General features: G+C 69.7%; 13 protein-coding genes. 7 read left to right on the top strand and 6 right to left on the bottom strand.

The features are described from left to right. Positions 1-156: 156 nt before the first annotated feature. Together LKE06_RS14290 and LKE06_RS14285 are read right to left on the bottom strand one after the other, a co-directional pair. On the bottom strand, positions 157-3,129 hold the full coding sequence (locus tag LKE06_RS14290) for a PrgI family protein (RefSeq protein ID WP_227999121.1): 2,973 nt from the start codon (positions 3,127-3,129) through the stop codon (positions 157-159). Next, positions 3,126-4,592, bottom strand: a complete 1,467-nt coding sequence (locus tag LKE06_RS14285; RefSeq protein ID WP_227999120.1) for a TrbL/VirB6 family protein — start codon at positions 4,590-4,592, stop codon at positions 3,126-3,128. The genes LKE06_RS14290 and LKE06_RS14285 overlap by 4 nt, the downstream gene beginning before the upstream one ends. Before the next feature lie 16 nt (positions 4,593-4,608). Here LKE06_RS14285 and LKE06_RS14280 point away from each other — a divergent pair, with 16 nt between their 5' ends. After that, a complete protein-coding gene (locus tag LKE06_RS14280) occupies positions 4,609-4,839 on the top strand; it encodes a hypothetical protein (RefSeq protein ID WP_227999119.1) in 231 nt (76 codons plus the stop codon). 139 nt (positions 4,840-4,978) lie between these two features. Here the strand turns inward: LKE06_RS14280 and LKE06_RS14275 are convergent, their stop codons facing one another. Then, positions 4,979-5,377 (bottom strand): pilin, encoded by a 399-nt coding sequence (locus tag LKE06_RS14275; protein WP_227999118.1) that lies wholly within the window; start codon positions 5,375-5,377, stop codon positions 4,979-4,981. Further along, positions 5,374-6,300 (bottom strand): hypothetical protein, encoded by a 927-nt coding sequence (locus LKE06_RS14270; protein ID WP_227999117.1) that lies wholly within the window; start codon positions 6,298-6,300, stop codon positions 5,374-5,376. Before LKE06_RS14270 ends, LKE06_RS14275 begins: the two co-directional genes overlap by 4 nt. Before the next feature lie 473 nt (positions 6,301-6,773). On the opposite strand from LKE06_RS14270, the gene LKE06_RS14265 reads away from it, so the two are divergent. From LKE06_RS14265 to LKE06_RS14240, 6 genes are read left to right on the top strand one after another with little or no spacing between them, the layout of a single operon-like run. Then, positions 6,774-7,418 (top strand): hypothetical protein, encoded by a 645-nt coding sequence (locus tag LKE06_RS14265; protein WP_227999116.1) that lies wholly within the window; start codon positions 6,774-6,776, stop codon positions 7,416-7,418. 49 nt (positions 7,419-7,467) lie between these two features. Then, on the top strand, positions 7,468-8,481 hold the full coding sequence (locus LKE06_RS14260) for a TRM11 family SAM-dependent methyltransferase (protein ID WP_227999115.1): 1,014 nt from the start codon (positions 7,468-7,470) through the stop codon (positions 8,479-8,481). Further along, complete coding sequence (locus LKE06_RS14255; RefSeq protein WP_227999114.1) at positions 8,478-10,946, top strand: type IV secretory system conjugative DNA transfer family protein; 2,469 nt, start codon at positions 8,478-8,480, stop codon at positions 10,944-10,946. The genes LKE06_RS14260 and LKE06_RS14255 overlap by 4 nt, the downstream gene beginning before the upstream one ends. Before the next feature lie 33 nt (positions 10,947-10,979). Further along, the gene (locus tag LKE06_RS14250) at positions 10,980-11,978 is read left to right on the top strand and encodes a replication-relaxation family protein (RefSeq protein WP_227999113.1); all 999 of its coding nucleotides are present in this window, start codon (positions 10,980-10,982) and stop codon (positions 11,976-11,978) included. Between the two features lie 7 nt (positions 11,979-11,985). After that, positions 11,986-12,990, top strand: coding sequence for a C40 family peptidase (locus LKE06_RS14245; protein ID WP_227999112.1), 1,005 nt, complete (start codon positions 11,986-11,988; stop codon positions 12,988-12,990). A gap of 25 nt (positions 12,991-13,015) precedes the next feature. Next, on the top strand, positions 13,016-14,452 hold the full coding sequence (locus LKE06_RS14240) for a cutinase family protein (protein ID WP_227999111.1): 1,437 nt from the start codon (positions 13,016-13,018) through the stop codon (positions 14,450-14,452). Positions 14,453-14,537: 85 nt separating this feature from the next. Here the strand turns inward: LKE06_RS14240 and LKE06_RS14235 are convergent, their stop codons facing one another. Next, positions 14,538-14,954, bottom strand: coding sequence for a hypothetical protein (locus tag LKE06_RS14235; RefSeq protein WP_227999110.1), 417 nt, complete (start codon positions 14,952-14,954; stop codon positions 14,538-14,540). Between the two features lie 93 nt (positions 14,955-15,047). Further along, on the bottom strand, positions 15,048-15,887 hold the full coding sequence (locus LKE06_RS14230; protein WP_227999453.1) for a hypothetical protein: 840 nt from the start codon (positions 15,885-15,887) through the stop codon (positions 15,048-15,050). Positions 15,888-16,069 lie beyond the last annotated feature (182 nt).

The following is a 16,069-nucleotide window of genomic DNA, read 5'->3' as shown; positions in this document are numbered from 1 at the left end:
GTTCGGGCACCGCGGGATCCGGTCGCGCCACGATGTGGCGGCAGGCGCGCGTTCGGGGCGGCGCGGTAGGTGATCGGTGTCGGGTCCGGGTCGGACACCGGATGCCCCGGCCCCGCGCACCCTCACCTCGACGGATCGGTGGTAGTGATGTGAACATCAGTCCTCGGCCGCCCGCCGGTCGAGGACCACCCCGTCGCCCCCTTTGTCGCTGTCGTCGTCGCCGAGGTCTGCGAAAGTCGTGGCGACATCACCGGCGTCGCCGAGGTCAGGTTCGGTGAGCGGAGCCAACGATGGCGGGGCGTCGAGATCGATGCCGGTGTCGCCGTCATCGTCTGTGGTGGCGAGTTCGCTGGGGTCGGTGGTGATGATGGCATTCTCGGTGGCTGAGGCGAGCGAGCCGAACACCGCCCGATCACTCCCGACCGAGAGGAGACCGGCACCGCGCGCGGCCGAGAGCAGGAACTGCTGCTCGCCGTCGGAGAGGTGGAATGCGGTAGCGACCTCATCGATGGCTTGGGGTGCTTGGCGTAGCAGGATCTGGGTCGCGGCGTTGGACACGATCGCCCGCCCCAACTCGGTTGAGCAGACGTCGGCACAGTCCTGGGTGGCCACGGTCAGCCCAGCCCAGTGTTTGCGGAAACTCTTCGCGGCCTTGAACAGGAATTGCGCACCGGCAGGTTGGCTCATGAGCAGCCACCCTTCGTCCACGGTGATCATCCGAGGCCGCCGCTCACCCGGGTGCGAGACCCGCCGCCACGTCGAGTCCAAGACGAGCAGGGTGCCGATCGTTTTCAACTCCTCGGGAAGTTCCCGCAGCGAGAACACGATCAGGCCACCTTCGGGGTCGGTGGTCGTCGGCCCGTCCAGCAGTCCGGCGTAGGCTCCCTCGCCCACGAACGGGTGCAGTCCGGCGGCCAGCTCTGCGGCAGCGGGCGCGTCGAGCCGGTCCAGTTGCTCCCGCAACCCGCTCAAGGTGGGTGCGGGCCGCGTCCAGGTCGCGGGGTCCTCGGTGATCCCGGCAGCGGCGTAGGTGGCGGCCAGCGCGGTATCCAACGCTGTTCTCTGTGCAGCGCTCTGGTCGCCGAGCAGGACCTGAATCAGGGTGTGGAGAAACAGTTTGCGACGGGTGAGCCCGTTAGGTGGGGCGCTGCGACGACCGTCAGCGCGGGTGTGGATTTCCAGGTCGAACGGGTTGAGTCGCACGTCGGGGGCACCGAGGCGGATGTTGGTGCCACCGACCGCCTCGGCGAGGCGCCGGTATTCGTCTTCGGGATCGATGACGACTTGTTCGATGCCGCGATAGAGCGAGCGCAGGATCTCGGTCTTGACCAGGTAGGACTTGCCCGCACCGCTGCGTCCGAGGACTACCAGATTGTGGTTGTGGGCTTCGGGGGCGAACCGGTCCACGAACAGCAACCCGGCGGCGGCGTCACGGCCGTAGAGAACGCCCTGGGGACGCTCGGCCTGGGCTGGGTCGGCGGCGGGCAGTTGTGGTGAGTCGAAGGGGAACGCCGCGGCGAGGGCGGTGGTGTCGAAAGTCCGCTGCACTCCGATCAGGTCCAGTCCGAGCGGCAACGTGGTGACCCACGCTTGAGCCGCTCGGTAGGACAGGGTGCAGGTGTCCACGAGCAGGCTCGCCGCCAGCGCGCGGATGGCGGCGATTTCGTCGGCCAGTTCGGTTTCCGACTCGGCGTGGACGGTGAGATACACCCCGACCCGGAACAGTCGTGCTTCGGCGCGGGCGACGCGGGCCGAAAGGTCGGCGGCGTCTTCGACGGCGACGTCGATCTGCGGGTCGGTCAGGCGACCTCGGCCGAGGTCATGCATTCGGGAGGACTCCAGGCGTGCCTGCTGGCGGCGTAGGCGGGTGGCGGCGGTAGCCGGATCGACCGGCTCGATGTGCACCGCGACCTCGACCCGGCCGGGGTGTGAGAGCAGGGGCGCGAGCCACCCGGCTGTCACCTCGCGCGGGTAGCCGGTGACCGCGAGGGTCGCGGTCTGGTCCGAGCCGATCTCGAGATGCCGGGTGCCGATAGTGAGCGACTCGGGTGTGAACCGGTCGAGGCCGTCCCCGGCGAACGGGTCCGGTGCCCGAGCGGCGGGGTCGGCAGTGACGACCGTGTCGACGGCGATGTCGACGGCGCCCGAGACCAGGCCCTCGGGGTTGGTGCAGCTGGCCAGGACTGCGGTAGCCGCTTCGTTGTCGAGGGCGGTGACCGAGATACCCAGTGGGGAAAGGACATCGGCGGCCTCGTTCATGCGGCGCAGAAGCCGGGACTCGGCTGCCCGGCGCGCACCGCCCGACAACGCTCGTTGTGCCCGGCCCCGTCCGGACAGCCGGGCACGTAACCCGCTCGTGGCCAGAGTCTGGGTCGGTTCGCGCCAGATCAGCAGCACTTGGCGGTGGACCGGGTCCTCGCGGGCGATCAGCTCGGCGAGGTGGTCGGCGTGGTCTAGTGCGGCCGCGGCGAGGTCGGGTGACATCTGTTCGGCGGCAGCGTGGAGACCGGTGATGTGGTCGGTCAGGTCCAGCCGTGCCGAGCGCACCAGGATCTGTACGGGTTGGCGCAGGGTGTGTAGCCAGCCCGCGAGCTGACCGACGAGGCTGTCCTGTTCGGCCGGGGTGCGCAGCGACAGGTTGAGGGTTCCGGCGACGGCGATGACGGCGAGGCCGTCGGCGCCGAGGTCGATCACGCCGACAGCGCCGCTGCCGCTGCTCGACACCGACTCGGGCAGACGAACCTGATTCGCGGACAGCTCGGTCGGCACGGGTGGGCGGTGCCGGGATCGATTGGCGCGGGTGGTGATCCAGCGCGGCGCTTCAGCCAGGGTGCTCCCGCGTGGTCGGACGAGGTGCCGTGGGCGGAAGCGATGGCGGATCGCGGCTACGAGCAGCAAGTCGGCTGACAGGCCGTCGCGGCGGGTCAGGACCACGACGGCGACCACGACCAGGACCGGGGCTGCGACGGCAATGAACACCGCCGGGTCGACCATCGTTCTGGTGAGGGTCCACGCCGAGTACAGCAGCAGGGCGGTGGTGGCGAGGACGGCGAGTTGGCGGGCGGTGAACGGGCCCAGGATGCGGTCGGAGCGGTCGACGTCGGCGGGGATGCGCACGATGGTGCTCATTGGAGCGTGCCTCCTCTCGGGGCGCGTGGCGCGCGGCGGCGCACGGGTAGGTCGGGCATGGGCAGATGCAGTTGCCGCCCCGCTGGACGCGTCGGTGCGGGCGGTTGTGGTGGGTTCTGTGGCGGTGGAACGGGTTTGACCCGGGTCACCGGGAACGGCAGCGGGTACTGGCCGCTGCGGTTCGGCCGAAGACGGGCGTAGGGGTCGGCGGGGGCGGGTTCGGTGAAGTCGAAGGCGAGCTGTTCGGGCCGCCGCCTGGTGCTGGGGCGTTCCGGTGGCGGGACCGGTGCCGGGGGTGACGCCCGGATACGGCGCACCGGGATCGGGAGCGGGTACTGGCCCCCGGCCCCGGCGCGGATGCCCTTGTACGGGTCCGGTGGGGTGAAGTCGAACGCGAGTTGCCGTCCTCTCGGTGTCCGGGTCGGGCGGGGAGGCGGGGTGCCGGTTGAGTCGGCCGGTGCCGGTCTGGGTTGGCGCGCGACACGGCGCACTCCTTCCAGGGGCAGCATGAGCTGTCCGTCTCGAGTGGCGCGTACCCGCGCATACGGATCCGCAGGCCCGGAACTGGAAGCGGTGCGGGGTGCTCGCGGCCGTGCGCCGCTCGCGGTGGATCCCGTGAGTAGGCCGAGGGTTTTGTAGGCGATGAAGCCCCGCACGATCGACCCGACGAACGAACGACCTTGCCCGATCTTGAGGACCGACAGAAGCCAGAACGGGGTCTTGATCAACACGAACATCAGCGCGAGCGCGACGATCATGTTCACGATCTCGTTCGCGTCCGGCCCGAACACATTCCAGCCGCCCGGGGTGAGCAGCACCCGCAGCACGGTCACCAGCGTCAGCGATTGCACGACTTGAATCCCCAGGCACGCGGCGAACGATCGCCACCACCACCGCGCGATTCCGTCGATGCCGGGCAGCGCGTGACACATCAACGCCAACGGTGCGGCAACGATCAGCAGGATCGTGATGATGACTCGCACGACGTAGCTGATGATCAGCACCCACAGCATCACCACCAACGCCAGATACGACAGCAGCAGAAAACTCTGGCTCGTGGGACCGGTCGCCGCGAGCTCGGCCAACGCAGCGGCGGCCGACCCGGAATCGACGCCATCTCCGGCGACGGCGTGGGCGAGGGTGTTGGCGAAGCCGATCGCTGCCGTGGCGATCATCATGCTCAGTCCCCCGGCCACGAACCCGACCACCAGCCGGGGGGCGAGTTCGCGGATCGACCACTGGTTTTGCAGGGTCTCGCGCGTCATCAGCAGTACCCCGGCGGCCATCACGACCAGGACGTAGAGGGCGGTGACGAGCTGCCAGGACTGGTTCCACAGCACCCCGATCTGCGGGATCGAGCCGGGTTCGGGGGTGGTGAGCAGGGTTTGCGAGAGCAGGTCCAGCAGCGGGTTGAGCGCGGACTCGACGATCCGGCGGAAGAACCCGTCGATCGCGTTCTCCACGCACCCGTTGATGTTGGTGACCCCGCACTCGGCCGACCCCGACCCCGACTCCGAACCGGATCCGGGCGTCGGTGCCGTTGTCGTGCCGGGTGTCGTCGTTGTGGGCGAGGCTGGTGTCGGGGCGGTGGTCGAGGGCGGGGTCACCCACCGGCGCGGCGGGGTTGTGGTAGTCGGTGGTGGTGTCGTGGGAGCGGGTGTGCCCGGGGTCGGCGTCACCGGAACGGTCGGAGTCGGTGATGCGGGTTGAGCGGCGGCACCGCCAACGCCGGTAAGACCGATCAGCACCGCGGCGAGCACCGCCGCTGCGACTGCCGCAGCGGTGCACACGATCCGCGAGGACCCGAGGGGGACACGTGCGGGCGGGGCCTGTGCCGAGGTATTCACGGTCAGGCTCCGATGATCGACTTGAGCACCGAGACGATGACCGGTGCCAGCATCGCCAGCGCGTACCCGAGGCAGGCGGCACGGAATGAGGTCTTGGCCTTCTCGATCTCGGCAGGATCGCCGCCGCCGAGCAAATAGCGAGCACCGGCGATAGTCAGGAACAAGGTCGCCAGCCCGGCCAGGATCCCCACGATCCAGTTGCGGGCGTTGTCGATCACCTCCCCCAGCGACGAGGCGATCGCCAGCTCTTCGGTGTGCGGCGGTGTCGCCGAGGCCGATGCGGCGAGCAGGACCAGTAGCGCCACGGTCGTGCCCAGTGCCGCGAGGCCCCTGAGCCGATGCCGCGCGCGCCGAGCCGATGGCTGTGGCGCCTCGCTGAGATTTCCCTGGCTGGTGTTCATGCCGCCACCTGCCCGTGCTCGGTGCTCGACGGTGCCGGGGCTGCCGAGTGCCGGTTCGGCCGGCGACCTCGCCGCGGTGACCGGTCCGGTGGCGTGAGGGCGGTGACTGCCTCGGCTTCGACCGTGCTGGTGCGCTCGGGGTCGAGGTCTCGGGCGCGGTCGGACAGCCAGGCAAGCAGGGCGTGTTCGGCACGGTGGCGCTGCTTGAACAGCTTCCACGACGAAACACCACTTTCCGTGGCCAGCGAAGTCAACGAGCGACCCTCCCACCTGGACGCGGCGATCAACTCGGCCGCGTCGGCGGAGATCACTTCGGCCACTACCGCCTGCGCCAGGACCATCTCGGGGTGCCCCGACCCGGCCCCGATCATCTGTACCCGCTCTCCCAGCGGAGCCAGGTCGCGGTCGAGGTCAGCGACCACTGTCACACCGGTTCGCTGTTGAGTTGCCGATTTGAGGACGGCGCGGTAGGCACCCCACCTCAGCCGATGCCACACCCCGGGCTCTTCCAGGCCGACGCGCGAGAGGTGGCCCAGGAACGCGGTCAGGATTTCGGACTCGGTGTCGTGGCGGGCGGTGTGGCTCGAGGTCACGTACTCGCTGGCGGTCCGTGACAGCATCGGCGCGGCCAGTCCGGCGCACACCAGCATCGCGCCCTCGTCCTTGGCGCGGACTCGTTGCAGCAGCCAGACCCAGATCGCGTCGACCTCGGCCATCGGCGTCGCCGGGTCCCACAGCCGCTCGCGCAGTTGCCCCCATGTCCGCACCGGACCGGCGAGGCCGGTCTCGAATGTCGGCAGCGGGCGTGGATCGGTGGGCAGCGCCTGGGCGGCGATCTTCTCGAAACCGGACCGCACCACGGCCAGCGGGGAGCCTGGCTTTTCGAGTGGTCCCGCATATTTCGCGCCGCGTGTATTCGTCACCAGAGATCTCCTTGATCGATCGAAATTTCCGACCTCACAAGGACACCGAACGCCTCTATCCGAAACGTATCCGAACCCTATCCAAACCACACCCAAAACCTATCTGAAATATATCCAAGTCACCCCCTGGACGAGCTGGCGAATATCGCGCTACCGCGCCAATTCTCTCCATTCCCCAAGTCGACCTCAAGAGTTTTACCGCCGCTACCAGCGAATATGAATGCGAGGATAGATCCAGGATATGACTTGGATATGTTTCAGATAGGGCGCGGATAGACCGCACTCCGCAATAGCAACCGGGCGAAAACTTTCTCGAAAAATATTTACCGCGACCTCGCACCGAGCAGCGTTCCGGTCCCACAATTTCGGCTCAGGAAATTCTCAGAAAATAGTTTCGACCATCGTGTCCAAAAAACGGCTTTTTGGCGGAAGTAAGCGAGTACACACCGCTCTCTCGCTCAGGAGGCCATGTTATGACCGCCAGTTCCCGCCGTCCCCGTTCCAGCTCCGCCGCCGTGCGGGTCCCCTCGACCTTGTGGGCGCTCGGGCCCGAACCGCTCGATCCCGACGACCGCTGGCCCGACCCGATCTTGGCCCACACGATCGCCGAGTTCTCCGCACCGGGATCACGGGTAATGCTGCTCGGCTGGCCCGCCCCCACCGTTCGGGGCGTGCTGCGGATCATCGAGCCCGACACCGCCGAAGCACTCGCCGCGATCGGGGATCTGGACCGTCACGGCCTCGACGCCCCCACCGACCGGAACCACTCCGAGGAGCCGGTGGATCTGGTCATCGCGAGCCTGCTCGCCGATCACCTCGACCCGATCGCCGCCGCCGAGCACGTCACCTCGCTCGCGACCGAAGCGATGGCCCTGGATGGTTTGCTGGTCGTTCTCTCACGCTGCCGCCACAGCAACTCCGGGACCCTGCTCGACCCGGCCGGATCGGTCGTGGCCGCCGCCCAAGCCGCCGATCTGCTCTACCTCCAGCACATCATCGCCGCCCCGATTTCCGGGCACCAGATCATCGCGCCCGCCGACCCGGCCCCCTCCGGTACCGCCCGCCACGCCGTCGCGCACACCGACGTCTTCGTCTTCCTCCAGCCCGCCCATGGCTGAGCGAACCCAGTCCTCACCCTGCCCGAACTCCGACTCGAAGGACGCCCGCATGACTCTCGACTCTGCCGCCGCCAACGCCACCGACGTCGACTCCGCGATCCCCGCACAGACCAGCACGGCCGCCGCGCCGGTATCGGTGTGGGCGACAGCCCAGAACGCACCGACCGCGCAGCGGCGGGGCCGCTACCACCCCGACAGCACCGCCCACCCCGCGAAGATGTTCCCCGCCATCGTCGCGCACGCGGTCGCTACCTACACCCGCCCCGGAGACCTCGTGCTGGACCCGATGTGCGGGATCGGCACCACCCTCGTCGAGTCCCTGCATCTCGGTCGCCGCGCGGTCGGCGTCGAGTACGAGTCGCGGTGGGCCGAGCTGGCGCGCACCAACATCGAGCTCGCCCGCGACGCCGGGATCGATCTCGACGCCTCCGTCTTCCACGGCGACGCCCGCAAGCTGGGAGACCTGATCCCGGCCGAGCTACGCGGCCAGGCGAGCCTGGTCATCACCTCCCCGCCCTACGGCGACTCCCTGCACGGGCATGTCCGCGCAAACCGCACGCAACCGGTTCAGAAGTCGAATCACCGCTACGGCCAGGTCCTGGACCGGGGCAACCTCGCCAACGTCGGCCTGGGCCGCCTGCTCTCGGGATTCACCAAGATCCTCGCCGGGGCCGCCGAATACCTCGCCCCCGGTGGACATGTCGTGATCACCGCACGTCCGTGGCGTCAGCACGCCGAGCTGGTGCCGTTGCCCACCCACCTCTACACCTGCGGCGAGCTGGCCGGGCTCATGCCGGTGGAGCGGTGCGTAGCCCTGCTGGGTCGCCTCACCGAGGGCGAACTGGTGGCCCGGTCGAGCTTCTTCCAGCGCGACTTCGTGGTCAAACAGCGAGCTTCCGGGCTGCCGGTGCACCTCATTGCGCACGAGGACGTCGTGATTCTGCGCAAGCCCGAGGCCGCCGAGGCGACCGAACGCCGCCGTGCGGCAGGGCGATTCCCCTTCGGCACCTCGGCGACGCTGCCGAGCACCGGTGCCAGCGGCCTGGGATCGGTGGCCGCGTGAATCCCGAACAGGGGTGGCTGGGCCGGGCGCTTCTCGCGCCCGGCCGGGCCTTGACCGGTCTGGTCCACGTGATCGAACACCTACTCGTCTCGGCGGACGGGCTCGTCGGGGTCGCCGCCGTGCTCGGCGTGCTCGCCGCAGTGCGGGTTGTGGCCCGGTGGCGTCGGCGCCGGCTGAGTGCACGTGCTCGCCAGATCACCGTGCTCACTCCCCCCGAGGTCGATGCCAAAGGCGCACTCAGCTTCTGGGCGCACCTCATCGGACAGTTGCGGCCCGCCTGGGCGCGCGTGGTGTTGGGGCAGCCGCATCTCGGGTTCGAGTACGCCGTCACCCCCGAGGAGGGAGCCGCGATCCGGCTGTGGGTGCCCGGCACGATCCCACCCGGTCTCATCGAACGCGCCATCGCCTCGGCCTGGCCCGGGGCGCACACCAACACCGTCGAACCCGCCCGGCCCCCACTCCCCGCCCCGGTGAAGGGCGTGGGCAGGGTCGTGGCCGGGGGCGAGTTGCGCCTGGGCCGCCGCGAGGGGTTGCCGTTGAGCACCGACCACTCCGGTGATCTTGTGCGCAACCTGATCACCGCCGCCGACGACCTCGCCCCCGGACAGGCCACCTGCGTGCAGATCCTCGCCCGCCCGGTCACCGGCCGCCGCGTCGCGCGAGCCACCCGCGCCGCGGCGAGCACCGGTACCCCGGCGGGCGTGGTGACCGGGCTCCTGCGCGAGGCGCTGACTCTGCTCACCCCCGGCACAGCCAGCCCTGCCGCCTCCCGCCCCGCCGGTGGTGTGGGAGGCGGCAAGAGCACCGACCGCCAGACCTCTCTCGAATACAGTGCCGCCGCCCGCGCGGCAGCGGCGAAAGCCCGAGGGGCGCATTGGGAGACGGTGGTGCGCTGCGCCGCCTCGATCCCGGTCTCCACCGATCCCGACGACACCGACCCGAAAGCGCAAGCGCAAGCGGTGGCACGCGGTCGCGCCGACGCACTCGCCACGGTGTTCGGGGCGTGCACCGATCACAACTACTACCGGCGACGTCGCCGCCTCTTCCGCCTCGAGCGGTTGATCCGACAGCGCCACCTCGGACGGGGGGATGTGTTGTCGGTGCCCGAGCTGGCCACGATCGCGCATCTACCCACCGAGGACGGACTACCCGGCCTGCAACGCGCCGGGGCCCGCGCACTGTCTCCCGCCCCGGAGATCCCTGTCGGCGGAGAACACACGAAGCCGTTGGGGATGGCCGACACCGGGACTCGTCGCCCTGTCGCGGTCAAGATCTCCGACGCCCGCCATCACCTGCACATCCTCGGCCCCACCGGTGTCGGGAAGTCCACCCTGCTGGCCCGCACGATCCTCGATGACGCCGAGGCCGAGCGCGGGGTGATCGTCATCGACCCCAAAGGCGACCTCGTCACCGACGTCCTGGCCCGGCTGCCCTCGCGCATGGGCGATCGGGTCGTCCTCTTCGATGCCGACTCGGGCGCGCCGCCGCCGTGTGTGAATCCCTTGGATATCGGTCGGATCGGTCGCGCGGGAATGGATCTGGCCGTCGACAACCTCGTGACGGTGTTCCACCGGATCTTTCACCAGTGGTGGGGCCCACGCACCGACGACATCATGCGCGCCAGCCTGCTCACCCTCTGCGCACAACCCGGCACCGCCACTTTGGCCGACCTACCCCGCCTACTCACCGAGCCCGCCTTCCGCGCCCGCGTCACCCGCACCACCAAAGACCCGGTCCTGCGCGGATTCTGGGACAGCTACGAGACGCTGTCCGACACCGGCCGAGCCCAACTCACCGGCCCTTTGCTGAACAAGCTGCGCGCCTTCCTGTTGAGGCCGTTCGTGCGAGCGGCGATCGCGGGCGGACCTTCCACGGTCGAGTTCGCCGACATCCTCGACAACGGCGGCATCTGCCTGGCCCGGCTGCCGAAAGGCTCTCTCGGAGAGGAAACCTCACGGCTGGTCGGGTCACTGCTGGTAGCGCGCACGTGGCAGGCGGTGACCGCGCGGGCCCGGGTGCCTGCCGCCGACCGGCCCGACGCGGCTCTGGTGCTCGACGAAGCCCAGAACTTCCTCAACCTGTCCACCCCGATCGAGGACATGCTCGCCGAAGCCCGAGGACTACGACTGTCGCTGCTGCTGGCGCACCAGAACCTCGGCCAGCTCTCACGCGAGTTGCGTGACGGCATCTCCGCGAATGCCCGCAACAAGATCGTCTTCGCCGTCAGCCCCGATGACGCCCGCGACCTGGCCCGCCACACCGACCCGTGGTTGTCCGAGCACGACCTGTCCCACCTCGACGCCTTCCACGCCGCCGCCCGGCTGCTGGTCGACGGCCGCAACGCACGCCCCTTCACCCTCACCACCCGGCCCCTGGACCCGCCGATCCCCGGCCGTGCCCGCGAGATCGCCTCCGCCGCCCAGGCCCGCCTCACCGCGCAACCCCCCAACTCCCCACGGCCCTAACCCCCGCTACGCCCGAGAAAGGCTCCCGTACCGATGATTTCCCGTCCAGACAGGCAAGCCGAGACCCGTGCCCCGCGACCGGCCTGGTCACCTACCACCAGCCCGGAGAACAGTTCGGTGGTGCGTGCGTTGACCGGGCGCGACCGCTGGATTCTGCGCATGGTCTACGAGCACCGGGTCCTGACCACCGACCAGCTCGCCGAGCTGGCGTTCCCGACCGCCAAGATCGCCCGCCGTCGCCTGGCGATCCTGCACACCTACCGGGTCCTGGACCGGTTCCGGCCCATGCGAACTCGTGGCACCGCCCCCTACCACTGGACCCTCGCCCCGGCCGGAGCAGCGATCCTCGCAGCCGAAGCAGGCGTGAGCGTGCGCGAACTCGGCTACAACCACCAAACCACGCTCTCGGTCGCCCACAGCCTGCACCTGACCCACACCCTCGGCGTCGCCGAATGGTTCACCGCCCTGGTCACCGGCCCCCACGGCGGACAGGTCTCGCGGTGGTGGTCCCAGACCCGCTGCCAACGGCTCTGGGGCGACCTCGCCCGCCCCGACGCCCACGGCCGCTATACCCGCGGCGAGGACCCGTTCGACTTCTTCCTCGAATACGACCTCGGCACCACCTCCCTGCCCCGAGTCGCAGCCAAGCTGCACGGATTCGCCGAGCTTGCCCGAACCACCGGAGCCATCGTCCCGGTCCTGTTCTGGGTGCCGACCACCATGCGAGAGGCCAACGCCCGTATAGCTCTGCGGCGGACCTGGGAGCGGTTGCCCGACCCCGAGGCAGTGCCGGTCGCCACCGCCGCCGCCGAGTTCCTCGGCTCGATCCCCGGGACCAGTCCGGCCGATCAGGTGTGGCTGCCGCTGCACACCGACTCCGGCCGTAGGCACCTGCACGAACTCGGCACGGTCTGGCCACGACGAACCGCACCAGAAGACGGCATCGACCCGGAGGCGACCTGGGCACCGCTGAGCGGAACCGTCGCTCTGGCCCCACCGCCACCGAGCCCCCCGGCCTCCGAGTTCTGGTGAGGTAGCGATGCTGGTCAAGGCACTCGGAGCGGGATTCGGGGCGTTCGTGTTCCTCACGGTCGTCATCGCGACCGTGGTCAGCGCCGTCGTCGTCTTCGACCATGCGTTCACTGCGCCCACCCCAGGGACCTCGACCGGCACCGGCTCGTCGCCGAGTACCGAGGCGCAACAAGACATCCCGACCGAGATGCTCGTCCTCTATCAGGCCGCTGCCGGGGACTGCCCTGGCCTGGACTGGAGCGTGCTCGCCGCGATCGGCAAGATCGAGACCGACCACGGCCGCTCCACGCTGCCGGGAGTGTCCTCGGGCGCGAACACCTCCGGGGCGGGCGGTCCGATGCAGTTCCTCGCCTCGACCTTCGACTCCGTGATCGCCCGGCATCCGTTGCCCGCTGGGGGTGCGAGCCCGCCCTCGCGCTACAACCCCTCCGACGCGATCCACGCTGCCGCGTTCTACCTGTGCGACTCCGGCGCGCCCGACAACCTGTACAGCGCGATCTTCGCCTACAACCACGCCGCCTGGTACGTCGACCAGGTCCTCGACCAGGCCGCCCGCTACCGCGCCACCGACACCTCCGGCGGGGACTGCCAGACCACCTCTCCACCGAACCCGACTGCCGCGCAGGTGATCTCCTTCGCCTGCGCCCAGCTCGGCCTGCCATATGTGTGGGGCGGCAACGGGCCCGACGTGAATGGCGGTTGGGACTGTTCCGGGCTCACCCAGGCCGCCTACCGCGCCGCCGGGATCTCGATCCCGCGCGCCACCTACGACCAGGTCCACACCGGCACACCAGTGTCCGAGGACAAGCTCTCCCCCGGAGACCTGCTGTTCTACAGCACCTCGGGGGACGTCCATCACGTCGGCATCTATCTCGGCGGCGGCCAGATGGTGCACGCACCCACCTTCAACGAGCCGGTCCAGGTCTCGCCCTACCGCTGGTCCGGCGACGACTACTACACCGCCACCCGACCCGCACCCACCCACCACGACGACTCCCGCGCAACCTCCTGATCACCCTGCACGGACGGAGAAACCCATGCACCACAACCTCAACCACCCCCGCCGCGCCGCACACCTGGCACTGTGCGCGGCCGTCGCCGCGACCACCGTGGCGGCCGGTGTCGCCGCCGCAGAACCCACACCGGGCCGCACCGGGGCGCAGTGCCCGCGCTGGACCGCGCTGCTGGTTCCGGGCAGCTACGAGACAACCCCCACCGCCACCGGGCAGCCCATGCCCGAGATCCTCACCCAGCTCGGGCATTCACTGACTGCCCGCTACGGCAGCGATATCGAGGTCCACACGCTCGCCACGGCCACGAGCGGTGCCGGTTCCGTGAGCGGAGCAGAACTCACCGCGGCGGTCTCGGGGCTGTGCTCGGACACGCGAGTCGTTGTGGCCGGCTACGGCCAGGGCGCCGAGGTCACCGGCGACCTCGCCACCAGCATCGGCAACAGCATGGGCCCGATCCCGGCCGCCCGAGTCGTGGCTGTCGCACTCGTCTCCGACCCGCGCCGCGACCCCGCGACCACCCAGCTCGGCACCCAGGTCTCCGGACAAGGCGTCACCGGCCCGCGTACACAGGGCTTCGGCGAGCTGACCGAGCGGGTCCGCACGCTCTGCCTCGAAGGCGACAGCTACTGCTCGACCACCGCCGAGTCCTCGCCGGTCCTCGCCGCGCTGAGCCGCGCACTCGCCACCGCCACCTCGACCACCTCCACCCCGGCCCCAACCGCCGCCGAATCCCCCACGACCACAGCGAAGCTCACCACCACCACGAGTGCGCCGACCACGACTACCGGCACGGCCTCGACCGGGCAGCTCAGCGCGTCACAGGTTCTCGCCCAGGTGGTCACCGTCCTCAACGGGCTCGCGAGCTTCACCGCGAACGTGCCCGCGATCGTCGCCGACCTCGCTCAGCTGCCGGGCCTGCTCGCCGCCGGGGACGTGCGTGGCCTGCACCGTGTCTCGGGCGATCTGAACAACCAGTTCAACCCACTGGTCGCGTTGGCCGACGGACTCGATCTGCGTCTGGTGGCTCGTGCGTTGACGTTGGCAGCGCCGCTGGACACCACCGGGGTCGCCACGATCGCCGCCGAGATCGTCGGTGTCCTGGCAGGACTCGACATCTCCCGCATCGCCACCGACATCGGCCAAGCCCAAGAGATCGCCTGGACCGCCGCCGAAAACCTCGTCAAAGGCGACCCGGTCGCCGCCTTCCTGGCACTGACCGGGCTAGCGCCGATCGCGGCCGATCTTCTCTCGGCCACCGCCAGCGCGTTCACCGGCACCCAGTTCCCCGCACTCACCCAGACCTACAACACCGCCACCACCAGCGGGGCGGGCACCGCAACCGGCACCGGCGGTACCGGCCCCCAGAACGGCGACACGGCCGTGTTCGACGCCACCGGCTACAACACCGCCGCGCCGGTGCTGACCGACTGGATCGTCGCGGCTATCGACCGCACGAAATAGCCACCGCCACACAGCGCGCAGCGAAACGGCCGGTGGTGCCGAGCGAATTGCTCGGCACCACCGGCCGTTTCAGTCGGTAGGCGAGTCAGGAGATCAGGGGCGGCACTGCGGGCGGTGTGAACGCGCCCGGGGCCCCGGTCGAACGGAACCGCCACAACGGCAACACGTTCCGCATCGCGTCGGCCACCGGGGCCGGGGTCTTATCGACAACCGCCCGTGCGGCGGTGTCGGCATCGGCGAAGGTGTTGCCGAGAAGCGGCCCCGTCATGATCCGCATCGAACCGGTGAACGGGAAGAACTCGCCCTCGGTCCGGTGGAGCCGGTAGCGCAGAACCACCGGCACCCACGGCACCAGAGCAGGCTTCACCGGCATGCTGAGCTCACGCACGGCCTCGGCCGCGATGTCGAGCCACAGTGCAAGGCTGTCGGGGGCTTGTGTGGAGGTGGCGAACACCTTGTGCAGGGCAGAGGCCAGGATGGCCGGGGTGGGAGTGCTGTACATGGTCGAGCACCTTTCTCAAGGGATACATTGAGAGGCGCGGTGTCGGACTCCCCGGAGATAGTCGCTCCGGGGATTCCGGCATCGCCCCGTTTGTCAGGACGCGAGGGCGAATTTCTTAGGGGCCGTGCCGGTTTGGACAGCGGTCCCATCCTTGGTCAGCTTGACCAGGGCGTTGTGGACCGCGCCGCTAGACCGGTCGAGGGCCTTGCCGATCTGGTGTGGGGTGAACTCCTTTCCCGGGTTGTCGTGCAGGTAGTCCTCGACCTGCCCGCGCAGCGCACCGGCGGGCAACCGATCCACTGTCGACTCCGCGTTGGCCGCTGCCGCGTTGTCGGCCGGGGCCGGTTCGGCGGGTTCGTCGCCCGTGGGGACAGCTGCCGCCGTCTCCGGCGCGCTGTCGGGTGCGGGGTCAGCCGGTGCCGCGTCATCGGCGGAGCCCGCCGGTTCCGGGGCGGCGGATGCGGGCGAAACAAGTTCCGGCGAAACAGGTTCCGGTGCGGCGGGTTCGGCCGGAGCGGATTCCGGTTCGGCCGGAGCGGGTTCCGGGGTGGCCGGTTCCGGGGCAGCCGATTCCGGTTCGGCGGGTGTGGTCGGTTCCCCGGCGGTGGGTGCGGGCGCGGCCGTTCCGGCGGTCCAGGTTTTCGGGGCGCGCGGTGATGCGGGGTCGGTGGCCGACCGTGCGGCCCCGGCGGTTTCCCAGTTCGTCAGCAACCGCCGGGCGGTGGATACCCCGATGCCCGCAGCGTCGGCCAGCGCGGCGGTGGTGCTGCCGGGGTGGTTGCCCAGCGCGGCCCACAACGCCCGCGCACCGCCCCCGCCCAGCACGGGCACCACTGCCGTCGGCGAACCGGTTTCGGGGGCAGGCGTGGCGGTTTCTGCGGTGGGCGCGGCCGGTACCGGGGGCGCGCTGGTGGTGTTCTTCTTTTTGGACATGACAGGTCCCTCCATGAATAGGTTCGGATGAATTCGGGTGACGTCCCGGTCGGGACGGAAACCACACCGATCGGGGCGAATTCCCCGGGTGGTCGGTGCCGTTACCGGTTCCATGGACGCTCGATACGGTGTGCGATGTCAAGCGGAACGTGAAAACAAATTCCGGCCCCGAATTCCTCTCT

This window comes from Nocardia australiensis (assembly GCF_020733705.1).
Classification (GTDB): domain Bacteria; phylum Actinomycetota; class Actinomycetes; order Mycobacteriales; family Mycobacteriaceae; genus Nocardia; species Nocardia australiensis.
This window is presented reverse-complemented; position numbering and strand designations above follow the sequence as displayed.

What these genes read in the sequence shown, in the direction of transcription:
- LKE06_RS14290 (WP_227999121.1), bottom strand. Translation starts at nt 3,129, where the DNA reads ATGAGCACCATCGTGCGCATCCCCGCCGACGTCGACCGCTCCGACCGC.
- LKE06_RS14275 (WP_227999118.1), bottom strand. Translation starts at nt 5,377, where the DNA reads ATGAACACCAGCCAGGGAAATCTCAGCGAGGCGCCACAGCCATCGGCT.
- LKE06_RS14265 (WP_227999116.1), top strand. Translation starts at nt 6,774, where the DNA reads ATGACCGCCAGTTCCCGCCGTCCCCGTTCCAGCTCCGCCGCCGTGCGG.
- LKE06_RS14260 (WP_227999115.1), top strand. Translation starts at nt 7,468, where the DNA reads ATGACTCTCGACTCTGCCGCCGCCAACGCCACCGACGTCGACTCCGCG.
- LKE06_RS14250 (WP_227999113.1), top strand. Translation starts at nt 10,980, where the DNA reads ATGATTTCCCGTCCAGACAGGCAAGCCGAGACCCGTGCCCCGCGACCG.
- LKE06_RS14245 (WP_227999112.1), top strand. Translation starts at nt 11,986, where the DNA reads ATGCTGGTCAAGGCACTCGGAGCGGGATTCGGGGCGTTCGTGTTCCTC.
- LKE06_RS14240 (WP_227999111.1), top strand. Translation starts at nt 13,016, where the DNA reads ATGCACCACAACCTCAACCACCCCCGCCGCGCCGCACACCTGGCACTG.
- LKE06_RS14235 (WP_227999110.1), bottom strand. Translation starts at nt 14,954, where the DNA reads ATGTACAGCACTCCCACCCCGGCCATCCTGGCCTCTGCCCTGCACAAG.
- LKE06_RS14230 (WP_227999453.1), bottom strand. Translation starts at nt 15,887, where the DNA reads ATGTCCAAAAAGAAGAACACCACCAGCGCGCCCCCGGTACCGGCCGCG.